The organism is Mycobacterium sp. NGS41, from assembly GCF_059812725.1.
In genome coordinates this window covers 1-20207 of sequence record NZ_JCALDF010000019.1, presented here as the reverse complement: position 1 = coordinate 20207, position 20207 = coordinate 1, and the positions used below count along the sequence as shown (strand labels likewise).

19 protein-coding genes are annotated in these 20207 nt (G+C 65.8%); 9 read left to right on the top strand and 10 right to left on the bottom strand.

Translation table 11 applies throughout. The features are described 5' to 3' along the window. Positions 1-3: 3 nt before the first annotated feature. Positions 4-1590, top strand: a complete 1587-nt coding sequence (locus AC5Y21_RS17245; RefSeq protein WP_499913989.1) for a phytoene desaturase family protein — start codon at positions 4-6, stop codon at positions 1588-1590. Here the strand turns inward: AC5Y21_RS17245 and AC5Y21_RS17240 are convergent. After that, positions 1587-2882, bottom strand: a complete 1296-nt coding sequence (locus tag AC5Y21_RS17240) for a citrate synthase (protein ID WP_499913987.1) — start codon at positions 2880-2882, stop codon at positions 1587-1589. The two genes, AC5Y21_RS17245 and AC5Y21_RS17240, sit on opposite strands and share 4 nt — an antisense overlap. Before the next feature lie 214 nt (positions 2883-3096). Further along, on the bottom strand, positions 3097-3723 hold the full coding sequence (pdxH, locus tag AC5Y21_RS17235; protein WP_499914112.1) for a pyridoxamine 5'-phosphate oxidase: 627 nt from the start codon (positions 3721-3723) through the stop codon (positions 3097-3099). Between the two features lie 104 nt (positions 3724-3827). Between pdxH and AC5Y21_RS17230 the strand changes: the two genes are divergently transcribed. Then, positions 3828-4949, top strand: coding sequence for a citrate synthase 2 (locus tag AC5Y21_RS17230; protein ID WP_499913985.1), 1122 nt, complete (start codon positions 3828-3830; stop codon positions 4947-4949). Positions 4950-5433: 484 nt separating this feature from the next. Then, positions 5434-5892, top strand: coding sequence for a VOC family protein (locus AC5Y21_RS17225; protein WP_499914110.1), 459 nt, complete (start codon positions 5434-5436; stop codon positions 5890-5892). Here AC5Y21_RS17225 and AC5Y21_RS17220 read toward each other — a convergent pair. Both AC5Y21_RS17220 and AC5Y21_RS17215 read right to left on the bottom strand, forming a co-directional pair. Beyond that, entirely contained in the window at positions 5889-7589 is a 1701-nt protein-coding gene (locus AC5Y21_RS17220) for an FAD-dependent oxidoreductase (protein ID WP_499913983.1), read from the bottom strand. The genes AC5Y21_RS17225 and AC5Y21_RS17220 overlap by 4 nt on opposite strands. Positions 7590-7620: 31 nt before the next feature. Then, complete coding sequence (locus tag AC5Y21_RS17215; RefSeq protein WP_499913981.1) at positions 7621-8646, bottom strand: AurF N-oxygenase family protein; 1026 nt, start codon at positions 8644-8646, stop codon at positions 7621-7623. A 195-nt stretch (positions 8647-8841) separates the two neighbouring features. Here AC5Y21_RS17215 and serC point away from each other — a divergent pair, with 195 nt between their 5' ends. Both serC and sepH read left to right on the top strand, forming a co-directional pair. Next, the gene (gene serC, locus AC5Y21_RS17210; protein WP_499913979.1) at positions 8842-9960 is read left to right on the top strand and encodes a phosphoserine transaminase; all 1119 of its coding nucleotides are present in this window, start codon (positions 8842-8844) and stop codon (positions 9958-9960) included. A 160-nt stretch (positions 9961-10120) separates the two neighbouring features. Further along, positions 10121-10882 (top strand): septation protein SepH, encoded by a 762-nt coding sequence (sepH, locus tag AC5Y21_RS17205; protein WP_499913977.1) that lies wholly within the window; start codon positions 10121-10123, stop codon positions 10880-10882. On the opposite strand, the gene AC5Y21_RS17200 is transcribed toward sepH, so the two are convergent. The 3 genes from AC5Y21_RS17200 to AC5Y21_RS17190 are packed head-to-tail and all read right to left on the bottom strand — an operon-like array spanning position 10879 to position 12476. Continuing rightward, complete coding sequence (locus tag AC5Y21_RS17200; protein WP_499913975.1) at positions 10879-11151, bottom strand: DUF2537 domain-containing protein; 273 nt, start codon at positions 11149-11151, stop codon at positions 10879-10881. The genes sepH and AC5Y21_RS17200 overlap by 4 nt on opposite strands. 9 nt (positions 11152-11160) lie before the next feature. Then, a complete protein-coding gene (locus AC5Y21_RS17195) occupies positions 11161-12036 on the bottom strand; it encodes a TrmH family RNA methyltransferase (protein ID WP_499913973.1) in 876 nt (291 codons plus the stop codon). Continuing rightward, positions 12033-12476 carry an Rv0880 family HTH-type transcriptional regulator gene (locus AC5Y21_RS17190; protein ID WP_499913972.1) on the bottom strand — a complete coding sequence of 148 codons (444 nt, stop codon included), beginning with the start codon at positions 12474-12476 and terminating at the stop codon, positions 12033-12035. Before AC5Y21_RS17190 ends, AC5Y21_RS17195 begins: the two co-directional genes overlap by 4 nt. Positions 12477-12618: 142 nt before the next feature. Here AC5Y21_RS17190 and AC5Y21_RS17185 point away from each other — a divergent pair, with 142 nt between their 5' ends. Together AC5Y21_RS17185 and AC5Y21_RS17180 are read left to right on the top strand one after the other, a co-directional pair. Continuing rightward, the gene (locus tag AC5Y21_RS17185) at positions 12619-12894 is read left to right on the top strand and encodes a DUF2530 domain-containing protein (RefSeq protein ID WP_499913970.1); all 276 of its coding nucleotides are present in this window, start codon (positions 12619-12621) and stop codon (positions 12892-12894) included. A 43-nt stretch (positions 12895-12937) separates the two neighbouring features. Next, complete coding sequence (locus tag AC5Y21_RS17180; protein ID WP_499913968.1) at positions 12938-13393, top strand: SRPBCC family protein; 456 nt, start codon at positions 12938-12940, stop codon at positions 13391-13393. Here the strand turns inward: AC5Y21_RS17180 and AC5Y21_RS17175 are convergent. Beyond that, positions 13390-14223, bottom strand: a complete 834-nt coding sequence (locus AC5Y21_RS17175) for a DUF3027 domain-containing protein (RefSeq protein WP_499913967.1) — start codon at positions 14221-14223, stop codon at positions 13390-13392. The two genes, AC5Y21_RS17180 and AC5Y21_RS17175, sit on opposite strands and share 4 nt — an antisense overlap. Positions 14224-14432: 209 nt before the next feature. Here AC5Y21_RS17175 and AC5Y21_RS17170 point away from each other — a divergent pair, with 209 nt between their 5' ends. After that, positions 14433-16043 carry an MFS transporter gene (locus AC5Y21_RS17170; protein WP_499914109.1) on the top strand — a complete coding sequence of 537 codons (1611 nt, stop codon included), beginning with the start codon at positions 14433-14435 and terminating at the stop codon, positions 16041-16043. Next, positions 16040-16528, top strand: coding sequence for a DUF2771 domain-containing protein (locus AC5Y21_RS17165; protein WP_499913965.1), 489 nt, complete (start codon positions 16040-16042; stop codon positions 16526-16528). Before AC5Y21_RS17170 ends, AC5Y21_RS17165 begins: the two co-directional genes overlap by 4 nt. 527 nt (positions 16529-17055) lie before the next feature. On the opposite strand, the gene AC5Y21_RS17160 is transcribed toward AC5Y21_RS17165, so the two are convergent. Both AC5Y21_RS17160 and AC5Y21_RS17155 read right to left on the bottom strand, forming a co-directional pair. Continuing rightward, positions 17056-18060, bottom strand: coding sequence for a glutathione S-transferase family protein (locus AC5Y21_RS17160; RefSeq protein ID WP_499913963.1), 1005 nt, complete (start codon positions 18058-18060; stop codon positions 17056-17058). A gap of 45 nt (positions 18061-18105) precedes the next feature. Next, on the bottom strand, positions 18106-20055 hold the full coding sequence (locus AC5Y21_RS17155; RefSeq protein ID WP_499913961.1) for an acyl-CoA dehydrogenase family protein: 1950 nt from the start codon (positions 20053-20055) through the stop codon (positions 18106-18108). Positions 20056-20207 lie beyond the last annotated feature (152 nt).

Here is a 20207-nt window from a genome sequence, read left to right as displayed (position 1 = left end):
CGAATGGCACCCGACGACGACACGCAGGACTTCGATGTGGTCGTCGTCGGCGGAGGTCACAACGGCCTGGTTGCCGCCGCTTACCTGGCCCGGGCGGGCCTGCGGGTGCGCCTGCTGGAGCGGCTGGAGCACACCGGCGGGGCGGCGGTGTCGGCGCATGCGTTCGAGGGCGTCGAGGTCCGCGTGTCGCGCTATTCCTACCTGGTCAGCCTGCTGCCGTCCCGAATCGTCGACGACCTGGGCGCATCTGTGCGGCTGGCCCGCCGGCAGTTTTCGTCGTATACCCCCGATCCGGCTGTCGCCGGTCGCACCGGCCTGCTTATCGGGCAGCACTCCAACACATTCGCGGCCATCGGCGCCGCCGGCGACCGACAAGGATTCGCTGCGTTCTACCGACGCTGCCGACTGGTGACCGAACGGCTCTGGCCAACGCTGCTAGAGCCGCTGCGCACCCGGGGCCAGGCTCGTCGGCACGTTTTGGACGGCGGCGATCCCGAAGCGGTGGCCGCCTGGCGGGCCACGGTGGACGAGCCGATCGGGCATGCCATCGCCTCTGCCGTAAGCAACGACCTGGTCCGCGGAGTAATCGCCACCGACGCGCTGATCGGCACCTTCGCACGCCTCGATGACGAGTCGCTGCGGCAAAACATCTGCTTCCTGTACCACGTGCTCGGCGGCGGCACCGGCGACTGGAACGTCCCGATCGGCGGGATGGGCTCGGTGACTGCTGCCCTGGCGGCTGCGGCCAGCCATCACGGCGCCGAAATAGCCACTGGCGCAGACGTTTACGCCGTCGACCCAGACGGCGAGGTGCGCTACCGCACCGGCGACGACGAGCACGTCGTCCGAGGCCGCTTCGTATTGGCCGGCGTTACACCGGCGGTACTTGCCGAGTTGCTCGGCGCACCCGCACCGGTGGTGGCCCCGGGCGCACAGGTGAAGGTGAACATGGCGATGCGTCGGCTGCCGCGTTTGCGCGACGAGCGCGTCACCCCGCAGCAGGCCTTCGTCGGCACGTTCCACGTCAACGAAACGTGGACCCAACTAGACACTGCCTATTTGCGGGCGGCCGAGGGGCAACTTCCAAATCCCCTGCCGTGCGAGGTTTACTGCCATTCGCTGACCGACCCGAGCATCCTGTCGCCCGGGCTGCGCGACTCGGGTGCACAGACGATGACAGTGTTCGGCCTGCACACACCACACTGGCTGTCGAGCTCGAGCGCTTCACCCGACGAGCTCACCGAGTCGGTCCTGGCGTCGCTGAATTCCGTTCTGGCCGAGCCGATTCAGGACGTGCTGATGACCGACGCGCAGGGTCGGCCGTGCATCGAAACGACGACCACCCTGGACTTGCAGCGCACCCTGCGGATGACCGAGGGCAACATCTTCCACGGCGCGTTGTCCTGGCCGTTCGTGGAGGACGATGACGCGCTGGACACACCGGCGCGGCGCTGGGGCGTTGCGACCGCCTACGAGCGGATCATGTTGTGCGGCTCGGGCGCTCGCCGCGGCGGCGCGGTGTCAGGCATCGGCGGCCACAACGCCGCGATGGCGGTGCTGGACTGTGTCGCGAGCAGACAGAAAAACTAGCGACCGTCGATGGCGACGTAGTCGCGTTCGGTGTAGCCGGTGTAAATCTGGCGCGGACGGCCGATCTTGCTGTCGCCCTCGTCGTGCATCTCCCGCCAGTGCGCGATCCAGCCGGGCAGCCGGCCCAATGCGAACAGCACGGTGAACATGCGGGTCGGGAAGCCGAGGGCCCGGTAGATCAGGCCGGTGTAGAAGTCGACGTTCGGGTAGAGCTTGCGTTCGACGAAGTAGTCGTCGGTCAGCGCCGCCTCTTCGAGATGCTTGGCGATGCTCAGCAGGTCGTCGTCGCCGCCCAGTTTGGACAGGATCTTGTCGGCCTGCTCCTTGACGATGCGGGCCCGCGGATCGTAGTTCTTGTAGACACGGTGGCCGAAGCCCATCAACTTGACGCCGGCCTCGCGGTTCTTCACTTTCCGGACGAATTCACTGACGTCGTCGCCGCTCTCGCGGATCTCCTCGAGCATCTCGAGCACCGCCTGGTTGGCCCCTCCGTGCAGCGGGCCCCACAGCGCATTGATCCCGCCGGAGATCGAGGTGAAAAGGTTGGCACGCGACGAGCCCACCAGCCGAACCGTCGACGTCGAGCAGTTCTGCTCGTGGTCGGCATGCAGGATGAACAGCATGTCCAGCGCCCGTACCACCTCGGGATCAGGCTCATAGGGCTCGGCCGGGAACCCGAACGTCATCCGCAGAAAGTTCTCCACCAGTGAGAGCGAGTTGTCCGGGTAGAGGAACGGCTGGCCAACCGACTTCTTGTACGCATACGCGGCGATGGTGGGCAGCTTGGCCAGCAAGCGGATAGTCGACAGCTCGACCTGGCCGTTGTCTATCGGGTCCAGCGCGTCTTGATAGTAGGCGCTCAATGCGTTGACCACGCTGGACAGCACCGGCATCGGGTGGGCATTGCGCGGAAATCCGTCGAAGAACCGTTTCAGGTCCTCGTGCAGCATGGTGTGCCGCTGGATTCGGTGGGTGAACTCGGCGAGCTGCTCGGTGTTCGGCAGCTCACCGTAGATCAGCAGGTAGCTGACCTCGATAAAAGTCGATTTCTCGGCCAGCTGCTCGATCGGATAGCCGCGGTAGCGCAGAATGCCGGCATCGCCGTCGATGTAGGTGATTGCGCTCTTGGTCGACGCGGTGTTGCCGTAGCCGACATCGAACGTGGTGTAGCCGGTCTTGGCCAGCAGCGGCCCGAGCGCAATACCGTCGTTTCCCTCGGTGGCGTGCACAATCTGGAGGTCAACCTCGCCACCCGGGTATCGGAGGTTGGCGGTGTCGTCGTTGTCGGCCACGAGAACCCCTTTGCGCTTCTGCTGACAAGGCTGCCGCACCAGGTGCGTCTGAGTGCGTATAGGTGAAGGTAGTCGTTATCGGGCCGTTGTGTCTGCCCGGGGTGGAAACTGCTGCTAGCAGCCCCGTAGCGACCGGACCAAGTCCAGCGAAACGACCTTGCCTCGCGCCTGAGTCCTGGGCAGATGCCGCAACCACGCAGGCCGGCGGCCAAGCTCAGGGTTGTAGGCGTTCGACCCGATTGCCGACGAGCCGGATCCGGTTGTGCACCCGGTTTTCCCGGCCCTGCCAGAATTCCACCACCTCAGCAGCGATGAGGTAGCCGCCCCAGTTCGGCGGCACCGGGACGTGTTCGGAGTCCGCGAAGCGTGCCGTGACCTCTGTCAGCTGGTCGAGCAGCGCAGCACGCGACGCGATCGGCCGCGACTGGTGCGACGCCCACGCACCCAGTTGCGAGCCGCGCGGCCGCTTGGACCAGTAGTCCTCGGTGACCTGGGGGTCGACCTTGCTCACCGGCCCGCGGATGTGGACCTGCCGCCCCAGTTGATACCAGGGGAACGTCGCCGATGCGTACGGTGTTGCCGCCAGCTCGGCACCCTTGTCCGAGTCATAGTTGGTGAAAAATGTGATGCCCGTCTCGTCGGCGTTTTTGCATAACACCGACCGGCACACCGGTCTCCCCTCCGCCACGGTCGCCAGGACAAACGCGTTGGGCTCGGCGACGCCGGCGCGTTCGGCGTCGTCAATCCATTTGCGGAACAACGCAAGCCAGCCATCATCGAGCCAGTCGGCGTCCAGGTCCGGGCTGCCGTCTTTCTCGTCGGAGCCGTACTCCACGCGCATCCCCGCCAGGTGGTGCTCCTCTGGGACTGCCATTACGCCAACGCTACCGGCGGTTGCTACCGGCCGGTAGCGTCGGCCCGGAGCGCGGGTGCGAGAATTTTCGCATGACTGTGGTCCCGGAAGATTTCGTCCCCGGCCTCAACGGCGTGGTGGCCTTCACCACTGAGATTGCCGAGCCGGACAAAGATGGTGGCGCGCTGCGCTATCGCGGTGTCGATATCGAGGATCTGGTCAACCAGCAGATCACGTTTGGTGACGTCTGGTCGTTGCTGGTCGATGGCAAGTTCGGCAGCAGCCTGCCTCCGGCGGAGCCCTTCCCGCTGCCGATTCACACCGGCGACGTGCGGGTCGACGTGCAGGCCGGTCTGGCGATGCTGGCACCCATCTGGGGATACATGCCCCTGTTGGATATCGACGACACCACCGCCCGCGATCAGCTGGCCCGCGCGTCGGTGATGGCGCTGTCGTATGTCGCGCAGTCCGCACGCGGCATCTACCAGCCCGCCGTGCCGCAGCGAATCATCGACGAATGCTCAACGGTCACAGCACGTTTCATGACGCGCTGGCAGGGTGAGCCGGATCCCCGGCACGTCGAAGCCATTGACGCATATTGGGTGTCGGCAGCCGAGCACGGCATGAACGCCTCGACGTTCACCGCGCGGGTGATCGCCTCGACCGGTGCGGACGTGGCGGCAGCACTGTCGGGTGCGATCGGGGCGATGAGCGGACCCCTGCACGGCGGAGCGCCTGCCCGGGTGTTGCCGATGCTCGAAGAGGTGGAGCGCACCGGCGATGCACGCGGCCTGGTGAAGGGAATCCTGGACCGCGGCGACAAGCTGATGGGCTTCGGGCACCGGGTGTACCGCGCGGAGGACCCGCGTGCACGGGTACTGCGGGCGGCGGCCGAACGGCTGGGCGCACCGCGCCACGACGTCGCGGTCGCGCTGGAACAGGCCGCACTTTCGGAGCTGCGCGAACGTCGTCCAGACCACCCGATCGAAACCAATGTCGAGTTCTGGGCCGCGGTCATCCTCGACTTCGCCCGCGTGCCGGCCAACATGATGCCCGCGATGTTCACCTGTGGCCGCACCGCCGGATGGTGCGCCCACATCCTTGAGCAGAAGCGACTCGGCAAGCTGGTCCGCCCGTCGGCCATCTATGTCGGGCCGGGCCCACGCTCTCCGGAGTCTGTCGAAGGCTGGGACCGAGTACTCACCAGCGCCTAAGAGTCGCGACGGTCGCCTTCGGGGTTTCGGGCGTGAATCCTGGGCTTTGCGGGTGAATCCTGGGCTTTGCGAGTGAATCCTGGGCTTTGCGAGTGAATCCTGGGCTTTGCGAGTGAATCCTGGGCTTTGCGAGTGAATCCTGGGCTTTGCGAGTGAATCCCGGGCTTTGGGCGTGAATCCTGGGCGCAATCTAGCGCCGATTCCCACCGTCCCCTCACACCGAACGCCGCCAGTACACACTCAAAGCCCAGGATTCACAGCGAAGGTCCGCAGCGGCGCATCGAAGCTCCGCCGCGGCGCATCTCAACTCGCCTTTTTCACGGGCTTCTGTGACAGATGCGTCACACCACAGCACGCGCCGCGTTTTGTCGGTGCCTCGCGATTGAATGTCCCCGGGCGCGATGAGTTCTCATCGCGCACACGGTCAATATCCGTGAGCCCGGGCCAAAGGCTGGTCCGGGGTATCGACAGCAAGGAGACCACCATGGCGATCAACGTCGAGCCGGCTCTGTCCCCGCATCTCGTCGTCGACGACGCCGCAGCGGCGATCGATTTCTACGTCAAGGCTTTTGATGCCGTCGAGGTGGGCCGAGTGCCGGGTCCCGAGGGCAAGCTGGTTCACGCCGCCGTACGCATCAACGGCTTCCTGGTGATGCTCGCCGACGACTTCCCCGAGATGTGCGGCGGTAAGTCGATGACGCCGAAGTCGCTGGGCGGCACGCCGGTCACCATCCATCTGACGGTCTCCGACGTCGATGCCAAATTCCAGCAGGCACTGGACGCCGGCGCCACCGTGGTGATGCCTTTGGACGACCAGTTCTGGGGAGACCGGTACGGCGCGGTCGCCGATCCGTTCGGGCACAACTGGTCGCTGGGGCAGCCGGTGCGCGAGGTCAGCATGGAGGAGATGCAGGCGGCCATGGCCGCGCAGGCCGGAACTTAGCTAGTCGACAGTTCACGCAGCCGGGCTGTCAGCCGGCGTCGCAGCGGCGGCGTTGGCTGACCGGCGGCCGCGGCGGCCAACATGCCGTCGATGTCTGTGAACTTGTTACGCGGTCGGTCGTCGGCACTGCCGCGCGCAATTTCGGCGGCGTCGATCGCGCGCCAGCCGACCGAGTCCAGGGCGTCGGGTTGACGAGCCCGAACCAACTTGGCGAGGGCCGCCGGCTTGGCCACGGGGTCGGTGAGCCTGCCTGCGTTGAAGTCGGCGACCAACGCCTGCACCGTCTGCAGGGAACACGACTTGTTGGTGCCGATGAAGCCGGTCGGCCCGCGCTTGATCCAGCCGGCGACGTAACTGCCGAGTACCGGCCGGCCAGAGCCACGGTCGACGACACGACCGTCGTCATTGGGCACGACGGCCGCCGCCGCATCGAATGGCAGATCGTGAATCGGCTTGCCGCGGTAGCCAATCGATGTCAGCACCAAGCCGGCATCGAGTCGGCGCCGCTGGTCTGTACCGGTGATGGTGAACTCGACGGCGGTCGCACGCTGCGGTCCCAGGACCCGCTCGGGCGTGAGCCGATACGCCAACCGAACCCGCGGCCGTGACGCCGGTGTCGAAGCGTCGCCCAGTTTGCTCAAAATCTCCAACTTGTTCTTGGTCAACGGATCGGAGACGGTCGCAAGATCGTGGGCCACCAACTCGTGGTCGGCGGCGTCCAGCACCACGTCGGACGCGCCCGTCAGCCCGATCAACTCGGGCAACGTAAACGCCGAGTGGGCGGGGCCGCGCCGTGCGGCGATGACCACCTCGCGAACCGCGGAGTTGCGTAACTCATTCAGCGCCCGATCGGAGATGTCAGTGTGGGCCAGGTCATCCGGGTCGGCGGTGAGCACGCGGGCCACGTCGAGGGCGACGTTGCCGTTGCCGATGATCACCACCCGCTCATGGCTGAGATCTACTGGCAGATGGGCGAAGTCGGGATGTCCGTTTATCCAGGCGACAACCTCTGTGGCGGTTCCGGTGCCCGGCAGACCCATTCCCTCGATGTCCAGCCGACGGTCGTCGGGCGCGCCGACCGCGTACAGCACGGCGTGATGGTGCGCCAACAATTCGGCATGGCTCAGGTGCTTGCCGATCTCGACGTTGAGAAAAAACCGGAAGCGGCGATGATTGGCCACCCGATCGAAGAGCCGAGTGACCCGCTTGGTGCTCTGGTGATCAGGGGCCACCCCGGCGCGCACCAGCCCGTAGGGCGTCGGCAGCTTCTCGAAGACATTGACGCGCACCCCATGTTGGACCAGCAGTTCGTCGGCGGCATACATCGCCGCGGGCCCAGACCCCACGATGGCAACCGTCAGCGGCTGAGAACGCGCCCGCACCTCGGCTGCCGGGATCACCGGAGCCAGCTTCGACGTCGGCGGGAGTTTCACGTCGGCGGGCCGCTCGGGATAGAACGACGCGTTGATCTCGACGAAGGGCAGTTGCTTAGGCTCAAGCCTGGTGTCGGGCGCGATCGCGCCGACCGGGCAGGCACTCACGCAAGCACCGCAGTCCACGCAGGCCACCGGATCGATATACAGCATCTCCGAGGTCGCGAAACCCGGCTCGTCCGGAGACGGGTGGATGCAATTGACCGGGCATGCAAAGACGCACGACCCGTCATTGCAGCACGACTGAGTAATAACGTGCGGCATCAGCAGTTAAACCTTCGAAAAGCTCGGAGCGTTACGCGGCCGGCGCAGCGGCCAGGTGCTGGCGCTGCGGCTCGCTGCGGTAGCGCGACGGCTTGCCGTTGATCTTGCAGATCCGCCACATCAGCCGGGCAGAGCGGGTTTCCATCAGCCCGGTGTCGTAGGCCAGCATCCGGACATCGGAGAACATGTCGCGCAACCACTTTCGCGACTCCGGCGACCGGAAGAACAGTTCCTTCTTGACCGAACGCGGAATGTCGAACTCCTGCCAGAACGCCTTGGGCGGAATCAAAATCGCATTGCACAACGTCCGCATCGTCAGCGGAAAGTACAGCGAAACCCAGAATCGCTGCCTGCGAGTCAACTCCGGCAGTCGCCTGCGCAGGAACTCATGGGCAAACGAGATGTGTCGCGCTTCCTCGGCCACGTGTATGGCCATCACCCGTTCCATGATCGGGTGCAGCGACTTGCCTTCCCGAAGCACCTGCTTCTGGGTGTGGTCGATGGGCTCCTCGCCGGCGAGCACGCCGATGAAGAACGCCACCGGCAACGGTCCGGCGACCAGCGGGACCAGCGGCGAAATCCAGCGCAGCCGCTTGGGCATTCCAGGGACATCCGCGCCGATGCGGTTGACCATCTCCTGGAACATCATGGTGTGGTTGCACTCTTCGACCGATTCGTGCAGGCAGTACCGATATTCCGGCGAACCGTTGGGCACCCAGAACGTGTAGTTCATCAGCCCGCGGATCAAGATGGATTCGAAGTGCAACCCCACCTTGGCGACGTTGGCCTGTCGCCACATGCCTATTTGAATCTGGCGTTCCAGCGGCTGTGCCTGGTACCAGGGGTGACGGCCCAACGGGTCAGTCGACGGCAGGACCCACCGCTGATCGTTGTCGGTGACTTCGAACTCCGGTGATTCCCAATCGATATCGGTGTACGGGTTGAAGTTTCGCCGCACAGACCCCTCGGACAGTGTGGCGAGCATTTCCACGTACTCAGCGTCGTCGCGCACCTCCATGTTGCGGCGCCAACGCTGCACCATTCGCGTCCTGGCCATTCAGCCCTCCTCAATGAGGTTTATGTATGGACGTGTACCCAAGACGGTACCGGCGGTACCGCGAATTCACCAGACTTGTCTAAAGCAGTGTGGCCTGACCAGTGGTCAGTCGCTTGATGTGGGCTAGGTCACAAGGTCTCTGCGGCAATCGGCCCACCGCCCGGTCGCCTCTGCACCGCTCACTACCCTGGTGCCATGGCTGAGCCCCTGCAGATTCCCGCTGACATCAAACCGCGCGACGGCCGCTTCGGGTCGGGCCCATCCAAGGTCCGGCCCGAACAATTGCAGGCGCTGACCACCACCGCTGCCGCGCTGTTCGGCACGTCGCACCGGCAGGCTCCGGTGAAGAATCTGGTGGGCCGAGTGCGGTCCGGGCTGGCTGAGCTTTTTTCTATACCGGATGGTTACGAGGTCATTCTGGGTAACGGCGGCGCAACGGCGTTCTGGGATGCGGCGGCCTTCGGGCTGATCGACAAGCGCTCGCTGCATCTGTCCTACGGCGAGTTCAGCTCCAAATTCGCCTCCGCAGTCACCAAGAACCCGTTCGTCGGCGACCCGGTCATCGTCAAGGCGGACCCGGGCAGCGCCCCGGAGCCGCAGAGCGACCCGTCCGTCGACGTGATCGCCTGGGCGCACAACGAGACATCGACCGGCGTCGCGGTGCCGGTGCGCCGCCCGGCCGATTCGGGTGAGGCATTGATCGCCATCGATGCCACCTCCGGCGCCGGCGGCCTACCGGTCGACATCACCGATACCGATGCCTACTACTTCGCGCCGCAGAAGAATTTCGCCAGCGACGGCGGTCTGTGGCTGGCCATCATGAGTCCCGCCGCGCTGGCCCGGGTCGAGTCCATCGCCGCGTCGGGTCGCTGGGTTCCCGACTTTTTGTCGCTGCCGATCGCCGTTGAGAACAGCCTGAAAAACCAGACCTACAACACGCCGGCGATCGGCACCCTGGCGCTGCTGGCCGAGCAGCTCGACTGGATGCTGGGCAACGGAGGTCTGCAATGGGCGGTCAAGCGCACGGCGGACTCGTCGCAGCGGTTGTACACGTGGGCGCACGAGCGGCCGTACACCACGCCCTTTGTCACCGACCCGGCGCTGCGGTCGCAGGTGGTAGGCACGATCGACTTCGCAGACGACGTCGACGCCGCGGCCGTCGCGAAGATCTTGCGGGCTAACGGCATCGTCGATACCGAGCCGTACCGCAAGCTCGGCCGCAACCAGTTGCGGGTGGCGATGTTCCCCGCTGTCGAGCCTGACGATGTCAGCGCGCTGACCGAATGCGTCGACTGGGTGGTCGAGCGGCTTTAAGGGCGAGCAGACGCAAAAGCCCCGTTTCGGCACGAAATCGTGGGCTTTTGCGTCTGCTCGGCAGGCCCCCGCGTGTCACGACGGTGAACGGCGTTTGTCGCATTAGAGTGCGCACCTAACAGGTCCGTGCCGACCCGCACGAAACCTGCGAGGAGATGCCATGCGGGAACTCAGAGTCGTCGGACTCGACGCCGACGGAAAAAGCATGATCTGCGAGGGCGATAACCCCGCCGAAAAGTTCAAGCTCCCGGCCGATGACCGACTGCGGGCGGCCCTCGACGGCGAGCGGCCGCAGCCGGAACAACCGCAGCTCGAAATCGAAGTCACCAACATGCTGAGCCCGAAGGATATTCAGGCTCGTATCCGCGCCGGCGCGTCCGTCGAGCAGGTAGCCGCGGCATCGGGCTCCGATATCGCCCGAATTCAGCGGTTCGCCAACCCGGTATTGCTGGAACGCTTCCGCGCCGCGGAGCTCGCGACGGCCGCTCACCCGCTGCTCGTCGACGGGCCCTCGGTACTGACCCTGCTGGAGACCATCACCGCCGCCCTGGTGACGCGTGGCCTGCAATCCGACCGCCTCAGCTGGGACGCCTGGCGCAACGAAGACAGCCGCTGGACGGTGCAGCTGGCTTGGAAAGCGGGTCGGTCGGACAATCGCGCCCATTTCCGCTTCACTCCCGGGGCTCACGGCGGAACGGTCACCGCGATCGACGACGCGGCCAGTGAGCTGATCGACCCGGAGTTCAAGCCTCCGCTGCGGCCGCTGGCGCCCGTGGCCCGCATCGCGTTCGACGAGCCGGCCAAGCCGGGCAAGCCGGTCACCCCGCAGCCGGAACAACCGGTCAGTAGCCGACGCGGCAAGCCGCCCGTTCCGGCCTGGGAGGACGTGCTGCTCGGGGTGCGCTCAGGCGGACAGCGCTAGCCGCTGGCTGCCAGCGCAAGCAGCGCCAGCCACGCCCCAGCGACGCCTACTCCCGCACCGAGCACAAACCATCGCAGCACCGGGGTGCGTCGCCAGCCCCACACCGTCGGCGCCAGCCCGCCGACCGCCACAATGTTGAGCCCCACCGCCAGCAGCGGATGCACCCGGATCAGCCCGAGGCTCAGCACCACGACCGCGGTTCCGGTGACCGCGGCGACAAATCCAGCCACCGTCAAACCCGTTGCCCAAGGCGTGGATTGGCCTGTCACGGGCCGAGCCTAACCTGAATTGTCCGCCTTCTCCCCGGGCCGCGCCGCGGCCCGCATGGTCGGCGACCGGACCCGCTCGTAGAACGCCAGCGCGGCGGCCGTCGCGACGTTGAGCGAGTCGGTGCCCCGCGACATCGGGACGCGAACCCGCACATCGCTGCGTCGCAGCGCGGCCGGCGTCAGTCCCGGGCCTTCGGCTCCCACCAGGACCGCAACGCGCTCGTCCCGCACCGCCGCCATCACCTCGGCCAGCGGGCGCGCATCGCCGTGCGGAGTCATCGCCAGCAACTGGAAGCCGCTTTGCTTCAGCTTCACGAGATCGACCGGCCAGTCGGTCGCTCGTGCATACGGCACCAGCAACGCGTGACCCATGGATACCCGGACCGCGCGGCGGTACAGCGGATCGGCACAGCCGCTGCCGAACACCACTGCGTCGACGCACAGGCCCGCCGCATTGCGAAAAATCGAGCCCAGGTTCTCGTGGTCGTTGACGCCTTCGAGCACGACGACGGTACGGGCGCCGTCGACCACCTCGCCGATCCTCAGTTCGGGCACCCGTCTCGCGGCGGCCAGCACACCACGGTTGAGGTGAAAGCCGACCACCCGCGCCATGACATCGGCGGACACCCGGTAGTAGGGCGCCTCGGCACCGGCCAGGTCGTCGCTGAGTTCGGCCAGCCTGCGGTCGGTACCGAGCAAGGCAAACGGGATGAACCGCGATGCCAGCATCCGCTGCACGACCAGCACGCCCTCCGCGATCACCAGCCCTTTACCGGTGGGCAGATCGGGACGACGGTCGACGCTGTTCAGGTCGCGGAAATCGTCGAGCCGTGGATCGTCGGGATCGTCGATGTCGACAATCTCCACGTCCGGAACATCGGTCACGGACGTCCGTCGGCCCTGTCATCCACCAGAGCCAGCATCAAATCGGCGGCGCCACGCAGGATGTCACGTTTGTCGTTGTCGAGCGTCGCGAGCCGCTCGGCCAGCCACTCCTGACGGGCGCGGCGCGCGGCCTTGACCAACTCGGCACCGGTCTCCGACACCGAGACCAGCACCTGGCGGCCGTCGACCGGATGTGGGGTGCGGTCCACGAAACCCATGTCGGCCAGAGACGCGACCACCCGGGTCATCGACGGCGGCCGGACTCGTTCGCGAATCGCCAGCGCCCCGGGCGTCATCGCGCCCTCGTTGGCCAACGTGGCCAGCACCGACAGTTGGGACAGCGACACCGGCGACTGCGGATTCCGGAACCGCAGTTGTCGGGCCAGCCGCATCACCGCCAGCGACAAGTCACTGGCCAGGCGGGCATCGCTGTCAGACACAGCGCGAGGTTACAACGGAACCTCACTAAGAACACGAGAAACGGGAACCACGGACGTCGACGCATTTCACCGTGCGATGCCGTTCCGCCAGCGAAACAGGCCACGAAGCGTCCGCCAGCATCGTCGGGCTAGATTTATCGCGATGTCTGTCGAACCCGACCGGGAAATCGAGCCACCGCCACTGCCGCCCGCACTGCTCCAGGTGTGGCCGGTCATCGCTGTCGGAGTGCTCGGCTGGCTGGTCGCCACGGCCGTGGCGTTCCTGGTACCAACGCTGGCTAGTTGGCGTCCGCTGGCGTTGGCCGGACTCATGACCGGCGTGATCGGTACGAGCATCTTCTTATGGCAACTCGCCGCTGCCCGACGTGGCGCACGCGGCGCGCAATCCGGACTCGAAAACTATCTCCGCCCGAACTAGATTGCCCAAAGCAACTCACGAACAACGCATTCCGGGAGGAACAGTGGTAGCACCGCTGCTACAAGCGCAAGTCGACATCGACGCACCCGCATCGAAAGTCTGGGCATTGATATCAGATTTCCGGCGCATGCCGGATTGGAGCCCGCAGTGCCGCTGGATGAGGCCTTTTGGTCCGGTTCGCCAGGGCACCCGAACGCTAAACCTCAACCGCCGCAATCGATTGTTCTGGCCCACTACCTGCACTGTGATCGAGGTCATCCCGGAGAAGAAGCTGGCGTTCCGGGTCGACGCCAATCGCACGGTCTGGAGTTACGAGCTTGAGCCGAATGGCGAGGGCACCCGAGTGACGGAGAGCCGGCACGCCGAAAACGGGGTCAGCGCGATTTCGAACATGTCGGTCCAGGCTTTCCTGGGCGGAACGACGAACTTCGAACGCGAACTGCTGGACGGCATGAACACGTCGCTGGCAAACATCAAAGCCGCCGCCGAGCGAGGCTAACCCGACGACTCTGTCTCCGACGGCTCGGATGTCTCTGGCGGCTGCGCCGGCCGCGCCGCCGCCATCATGTCGAGGACGCCGTCGTCGTACGGCTCATACATCGGCGAGCCGCTGCCCGCCGGAGCAGGGGTGTCGGAATGGGCGCCGCAACCGTACTGCTTGTCCACTACGTGCCCATCGGCGGAGAGCTCGTTGCCGCACACCCCGAACATTGCGCCCAGTGCTCCGGCCAACGGCAGGAAGAAGCCACAGTCGCGGCACACGCGCTTGGTGGACCGCGCCATCGCCGACGCGGGACCGTAGTCGCCGTCGTGCCATCGTTCGGCGGCGTCGGCGCGGCCCCAGGCACTCAGGACCCAGCGCCGGCCCAGTCCGGTCTCGACGGCGGTCTCGTCCACCTGCGGGTCACCGCTTGCGGCGTAGCCGGGAACCAGCCTCGGGTCGTCCGCCGCCGGAGCGAGCAGATCGCCAGGGCTCAAATCTCCCGGCCTGACCCGCTGCTCCCACGGTACCCAGTGCGGCGCCAGCAGTGCCGTCGGCCCGGGGACCAGCACCACCTCGCTGATGGTGGCGCGCTCGGCACCGGGATACGCCGCGACGACGACCGCCCACTGCCACCCGTGATAGCCGGGCAGATGCGCCAGGAACCGGTGCGTCGCGGCGGCCGGGTCTTCGTACCCCACGCCCAGGTAGTCACCCACCGTCTCGGCGCCGCCGAACTCCGCGACGGCCTGCCTGGCCTGGTCGACCGCACCCGTGAGCACCGCCGCCAATCCCTCGGGCCACTCGCCGGTGGTCCGCACGGCGGCTTCCTCGATGGGTCCGCTCACACTGCTACCTTTCTGTCCCCGCTCGATCAACTGCGACCTCAATACTGCCGAAAACCAGCTTGACGAGCCACACCGCCTCCTTGCAGACGCGGGCAGTCGGCATAAGACAGAATTGAACGGTGTCTGGACGGCGGCGTGATCATCCGGGACGTGCGGCCCCATACCCGGGCCGCCAGCCCCGCACAGGACCCGTCAACCAGCACCCGGGAATGGCCAACTACCCGGCCGACCCCTCGGCCAACGAGGCCGACTACCGACGGATGCGCCGCCCACCCCCGATGCCCAGCGCCAACCGCTATCTCCCGCCACTCGACCAGCAGGAACCCCAGGCCGAACGCAGCGTACCGCCGCCGCCACGCGGCCCCGCTTCCGGTGAACGGATCACCGTCACCCGCGCCGCGGCAATGCGCAGCCGCGAAATGGGTTCCCGGATGTACTGGATGGTCCAGCGGGCCGCCACCGCCGACGGCGCCGACAAGTCCGGGCTGACCGCACTGACCTGGCCGGTGGTGGCCAATTTCGCGACCGACGCGGCAATGGCTGTGGCACTGGCCAATACGCTGTTTTTCGCCGCGGCCAGCGGGGAGAGCAAGTCCAAGGTTGCGCTGTATCTGCTGATCACCATCGCACCGTTCGCGGTCATCGCACCGCTGATCGGGCCGGCCCTGGACAAGCTCCAGCATGGCCGGCGGGTCGCGCTAGCGGCGTCGTTCGCGCTTCGCACGCTGTTGGCGGTGGTGCTGATCATGAACTACGACGGCGTCAACGCGAGCTACCCATCGTGGGTGCTGTATCCGTGTGCGCTGGCCATGATGGTGTTCTCGAAATCGTTCAGCGTGCTGCGCAGTGCGGTAACGCCCAGGGTGATGCCGCCGACCATTGACCTGGTCCGGGTCAACTCGCGGCTGACGGTGTTCGGTCTGCTTGGCGGGACCATCGCGGGCGGTACCGTCGCGGTCGGCGTGGAGTTCGTCTGCACTCACTTGCTGAAGCTGCCGGGCGCGTTGTTCGTCATCGTCGTGGTCACGCTCGCCGGCGCGTTTCTGTCGATGCGGATTCCACGCTGGGTCGAGGTGACCGCAGGCGAGGTCCCGGCCACGTTGAGCTATCACCACCACAGCGGCCCGCCGCCGACCCGCCCGCCGGAAGCGAAGAACATCAGTGGATCATTGCGACAACCGCTGGGCCGCAACATTATTACCTCGCTGTGGGGGAACTGCACCATCAAGGTGATGGTCGGGTTCCTGTTCCTGTATCCGGCGTTCGTCGCCAAGGCGCATCAGGCCAGCGGCTGGGTTCAGGTGGGCATGCTGGGCCTCATCGGCGCGGCGGCAGGCATCGGCAATTTCGCCGGCAACTTCACCAGCGCGCGCCTGCGACTCGGCAGGCCGGCCGTCCTCGTGGTGCGCTGCACGGTGGCGGTCACGGTATTGGCGTTGGCGGCCGCCGTGGCCGGCAATTTGGTGGTGGCCGCCGTCGCGACGCTGGTCACCTCGGCGGCCAGCGCAATCGGAAAGGCCTCGCTGGATGCCTCGTTGCAACATGACCTGCCCGAGGAGTCGAGGGCGTCGGGATTCGGGCGTTCCGAGTCGACGCTGCAGCTGGCCTGGGTACTCGGCGGCGCCATGGGCGTTTTGGTGTACACCGAGTTGTGGGTTGGGTTCACTGCGATGAGCGCCGTGCTGATCCTCGGTCTGGCGCAGACCCTCGTGAGCTTCCGCGGCAACTCATTAATCCCCGGTCTCGGCGGCAATCGGCCGGTGATGGTCGAGCAGGAGGTCACGCGGCCCGGAGCCACACACTCTGGGGCGCGGATATGAAGCGCCCTGTGACAGTGCTGCTCGCGGTGGTAGTGCTACTGCTTGCCACCGGCGCCGGGGTGGGTGCATGGATGTGGGCCCGGCGATCCGGTCCGCAGCGACCTGAGATCAGCGTGTACTCGCACGGTCACCTGACCCGCGTGGGGCCCTACATGTACTGCAATGTCCTTAACCTCAACGACTGCGAGACCCCGGAGACGCAGGGCGAATTGCGGGTCAGCTCACACTATCCCGTACAGCTTTCCGTGCCGGATGCCATTTCCCGCGCGCCCTGGCGACTGCTTCAGGAATATGAAGATCCCAACAACAGAGCCAAGCGCGACTTCCGGTCCGGTAGCCGACTGGCGGTGACCATTCCCACGCTCGACCCGCAGCGTGGGCAACTGACCGGTATCGTCGTGCAGTTGCTGACGCTGGTGGTGGACCAGTCCGGTGAACTTCGCGATGCCCCGCACGCGGAATGGTCTGTGCGGCTGGTGTATTGAGTTCGGTTCGACCACATCCGTCACACCAGCGACACCACGCGAGGCTGCGGCGGTGCTCATCCTGCGATCACGGCGTAGCTCAAGCGAACTTTTGCGCCCTGGACGCAGACTCGACGCCGAGACCGCAGGCTCGAGAGCGTTAGCGCCGGATGCCGTCATTGAGAGTGAACTAGCGGCGTTGAGTGTGAACTGGCGGCGTTGAGTGTGAACTAGCGGCGTTGAGCGTGAACTGGCGGCGTTGAGCGTGAACTAGCGGCGTTGAATGTGAACCGGCGGTGGGGATTCGGCGATTTTTCCGCCCAGGCTTAACACCCAAAGCCCTGGCTTCACACCCAAAGCCCAGGCTTCACAGCCAACACCGACGAAACACCCTCGGTAATAATCGACCACTGCAGGCGGCGCAAACTTGGCCACAGCGCGCCGCCGCGGCTTCACCGCGACAATGCTTGCGCAGCAGCCACTTTAGGCCAGAACTCAAGTGGCAATTGTGACTGATGCGACGCGCCCACCCCCAGCCGCGTACCCGTCTACGCTCCGTGACCGGCCGGAACTCGCTCACCCTCGGCCGTCGGCCCTGGAGGTGTGCCGTCTCCGAAAGGCCGGCCCCCCAACGCTTCCCGTCCGTGTGGAGTGAGCCACTCGGACAGGTCGGGGCCCTTCGGGACGATGCCGGTAGGGTTGATGTCGGAGTGCACGATGTAGTAGTGCTGCTTGATCTGCACGAAGTCGGTGGTATCGCCAAAACCCGGCGTCTGGAACAGGTCTCGGGCGTAGGCCCACAGCACCGGCATCTCGGACAGCTTGCTCCGATTGCACTTGAAATGGCCGTGGTAGACGGGGTCGAAGCGGGCCAGGGTGGTGAACAGGCGCACGTCGGCCTCGGTAATGGTGTCGCCCACCAGATATCGCTGGCCGGCCAACCGCTCGCTCACCCAGTCGAGCGCGGTGAACAGTCGGTCGTAGGCCGCTTCGTAGGAATCCTGCGAACCGGCAAAGCCGCACCGATACACGCCGTTGTTGATCTCGGTGTAGATCCTCTTGCTGACCTCGTCGATCTCGGCCCGCAACTCCGCGGGGTACAGCTGCGGCGCGCCCTCGCGGTGGTAGGCGGTCCATTCCGTGGAGAAGTCCAGGGTGATCTGGGCGAAGTCGTTGGTCACCACCGCTCCGGTAGGCACGTCGACGATCGCCGGGACGGTGATGCCTTTGGGATAGTCGGGAAAGCGTTTGAAATAGGCGTCTTGCAGCCGCGGGATTTTGAGCACCGGGTCGACGCCGCCTGGGTCGAGGTCGAATGTCCAACTGCGCTGGTCATGGGTCGGGCCGCAAAATCCAATGGAGAGAACGCTTTCCAAGCCCAGCAGGCGGCGGACGATGATGGTGCGGTTTGCCCACGGACACGCGCGGGCAACAACAAGCCGGTACCGATCGGGCTCCACCGGATAGCCGTCGCGTCCGTCGGCGGTGATACGGGTGGTGATGTAGTTGGTGTCGCGGGTGAATTCACCCGTTCCGGCAACATAAGAGGGCATGACAGTAATCCTGCCGCACGCCGCGCCGCGACGGACGCCCCCGGTTCAGAGTTTCGCGTCGGACGGTGACACAGTCAGGAACTGTCGAGCCACATTGGTCTCGGTTGACGGACCCGGTTCCCAGTTCGCGATCCACGGCCCGGTGCCCGCCGATTGGTCGATGACGCCCTCCTCCAGCCACGCGTAGCGATCCTCCAGCACCGCGTCGGTCAGCCGAACATCGCTGCTGTCGGTGTTGGCCCACAACCCATGGAACAAAGCCTCAACCCGCAGCGTCGCTTGCTCGCAAAACGTCTCTGCCAGCTCGTACGCCTGCCGCCCGGCGGCCGGATCCAGTGCTCGCGTGGCCTCGGCCCGCACGCACGTCGCCGACATGGCGAACAGCTCGGCACCGATATCCACGATGCGCCCCAAGAATCCCTGCTTTTCCTCTAGCTTGGCCTGCCAGCGCGCCATGCCGTAGAACGTGTTGCGGGCCAGCTTGCGTGAGGAACGCTCGATGAATCTCAAGTGTGACGCCAGCGACCCGAACTCGCTGAAGGCCCTGGGTCGTTGACCTCCACCGAAAACCAGCTGCGGCAACCACTTTGCGTAGAACCCGCTGGCACCCACCGCGGCCGAGGCCTTCTGGCGCAAAGCGGCGTCGGGTTTGGCGAGGTCGCCGGCGGCGGTCAGGTGTGCGTCGACCGCCTCCCGGGCGATGAGCAGCCGCATGATCTCGCTCGAGCCTTCGAAGATGCGGTTGATCCGCAGATCCCGCACCGCCTGCTCCACCGGCACCGCACGTTCCCCGCGCGCCGCAAGGGACTCGGCGGTCTCGTAGCCTCGCCCGCCGCGGATCTGCATCAGCTCGTCGGCAATCAGACAGCCCATCTCGCTGGACCACAACTTGGCCAACGCAGCTTCAATCCGGATGTCGTTGCGGCCCTCGTCGGCCATTTGGCCGGACAGTTCGAGCACTGCGTCGAGCGCGTAGGTGGTGGCGGCGATGAAAGAAATCTTGCTGGCGACCGCTTCATGCTTGCCCAGCGGCTTGCCCCACTGCACCCGCTCCTTCGACCATTCGCGCGCAATCTTCAGCGACCACTTGGCGCCTCCGGTCGCGGTCGCGGGTATCGACAGCCGACCGGCGTTGAGTGTCGTCAGCGCGATCTTCAGACCATCGCCCTCCCGACCGATCAGGTTCTCCCTGGGGACCCGAACACCGTGGAGTCTGGTGACCCCGTTTTCGATACCGCGCAGTCCCATGAACTTGTTGCGGCGCTCGACGGTGATCCCGGGCGAATCGGCCTCGACGACAAACGCGCTGATGCCGCCGCGGTGTCCCTCACTCCGGGGTACCCGAGCCATGATCACCAGCAGGTCGGCAACGACGCCGTTAGTGGTCCACAACTTCACGCCCTCTAGTTCGTAGGCCTGGCCGTCGTCGACCGGTGTCGCCGTCGACGCCAGGCGCGCAGGGTCGGAGCCCACGTCGGGCTCGGTCAGCAGAAACGCCGATATGGCGCCGGCCGCGCAGCGCGGCAGAAATTTCCGCTTCTGCTCAGGGGTCCCGGCCAGCTTGAGCGGTTCGGGCACCCCGATCGACTGATGTGCCGACAGCAGCGCGCCGAGGCTGGGATGGACGGACGACACCATCATCAGCGCGCGGTTGTAGGCAACCTGCGACATGTCCAAGCCGCCATACTCGGAGGGGATCTTCATGCCGAAGCAGCCCAGCTCGGCCAGGCCCTTCACATATTCGTCGGGAATCTGGGAGTCGCGCTCGACGACGGCGCCGTCCAGCGTGCCGAGAAATTCCCGCAGTTCCCGCAGAAACGCTCCGGTGCGGGCGTCCTCAGCCTCAGACGGCCTGGGAAAAGGATGTATCAGCTCCAACGCAAAGCGGCCCAGAAACAGCTCTTTGGTGAAAGATGGCTTATCCCAACCAGTTTCCCGAGATTCCTCGGCGAGTGCCCGTGCTTGCTCCGCGGTGACCTGTGTTTGCTGCGCCATCCGACGACCTCCTCGCTGACGAATAACATCTAGGTAAGCGACTCACATTTAGGTATGAGTACCCCGTATCTGCCCGAATGTTACGCGCCAGTAGCTTCGTAGGATTCGCGCCCGATTTGGGTCGCTGGATGAGGCCGAATCGCCCTGCGTCA

What these genes read in the sequence shown, in the direction of transcription:
- AC5Y21_RS17155 (WP_499913961.1), bottom strand. Translation starts at nt 20,055, where the DNA reads ATGGCGCAGCAAACACAGGTCACCGCGGAGCAAGCACGGGCACTCGCC.
- AC5Y21_RS17170 (WP_499914109.1), top strand. Translation starts at nt 14,433, where the DNA reads ATGGCCAACTACCCGGCCGACCCCTCGGCCAACGAGGCCGACTACCGA.
- AC5Y21_RS17220 (WP_499913983.1), bottom strand. Translation starts at nt 7,589, where the DNA reads ATGCCGCACGTTATTACTCAGTCGTGCTGCAATGACGGGTCGTGCGTC.
- AC5Y21_RS17185 (WP_499913970.1), top strand. Translation starts at nt 12,619, where the DNA reads ATGTCTGTCGAACCCGACCGGGAAATCGAGCCACCGCCACTGCCGCCC.
- AC5Y21_RS17245 (WP_499913989.1), top strand. Translation starts at nt 4, where the DNA reads ATGGCACCCGACGACGACACGCAGGACTTCGATGTGGTCGTCGTCGGC.
- AC5Y21_RS17165 (WP_499913965.1), top strand. Translation starts at nt 16,040, where the DNA reads ATGAAGCGCCCTGTGACAGTGCTGCTCGCGGTGGTAGTGCTACTGCTT.
- AC5Y21_RS17160 (WP_499913963.1), bottom strand. Translation starts at nt 18,060, where the DNA reads ATGCCCTCTTATGTTGCCGGAACGGGTGAATTCACCCGCGACACCAAC.
- AC5Y21_RS17215 (WP_499913981.1), bottom strand. Translation starts at nt 8,646, where the DNA reads ATGGCCAGGACGCGAATGGTGCAGCGTTGGCGCCGCAACATGGAGGTG.
- AC5Y21_RS17230 (WP_499913985.1), top strand. Translation starts at nt 3,828, where the DNA reads ATGACTGTGGTCCCGGAAGATTTCGTCCCCGGCCTCAACGGCGTGGTG.
- AC5Y21_RS17225 (WP_499914110.1), top strand. Translation starts at nt 5,434, where the DNA reads ATGGCGATCAACGTCGAGCCGGCTCTGTCCCCGCATCTCGTCGTCGAC.
- serC (WP_499913979.1), top strand. Translation starts at nt 8,842, where the DNA reads ATGGCTGAGCCCCTGCAGATTCCCGCTGACATCAAACCGCGCGACGGC.
- pdxH (WP_499914112.1), bottom strand. Translation starts at nt 3,723, where the DNA reads ATGCGCGTGGAGTACGGCTCCGACGAGAAAGACGGCAGCCCGGACCTG.
- sepH (WP_499913977.1), top strand. Translation starts at nt 10,121, where the DNA reads ATGCGGGAACTCAGAGTCGTCGGACTCGACGCCGACGGAAAAAGCATG.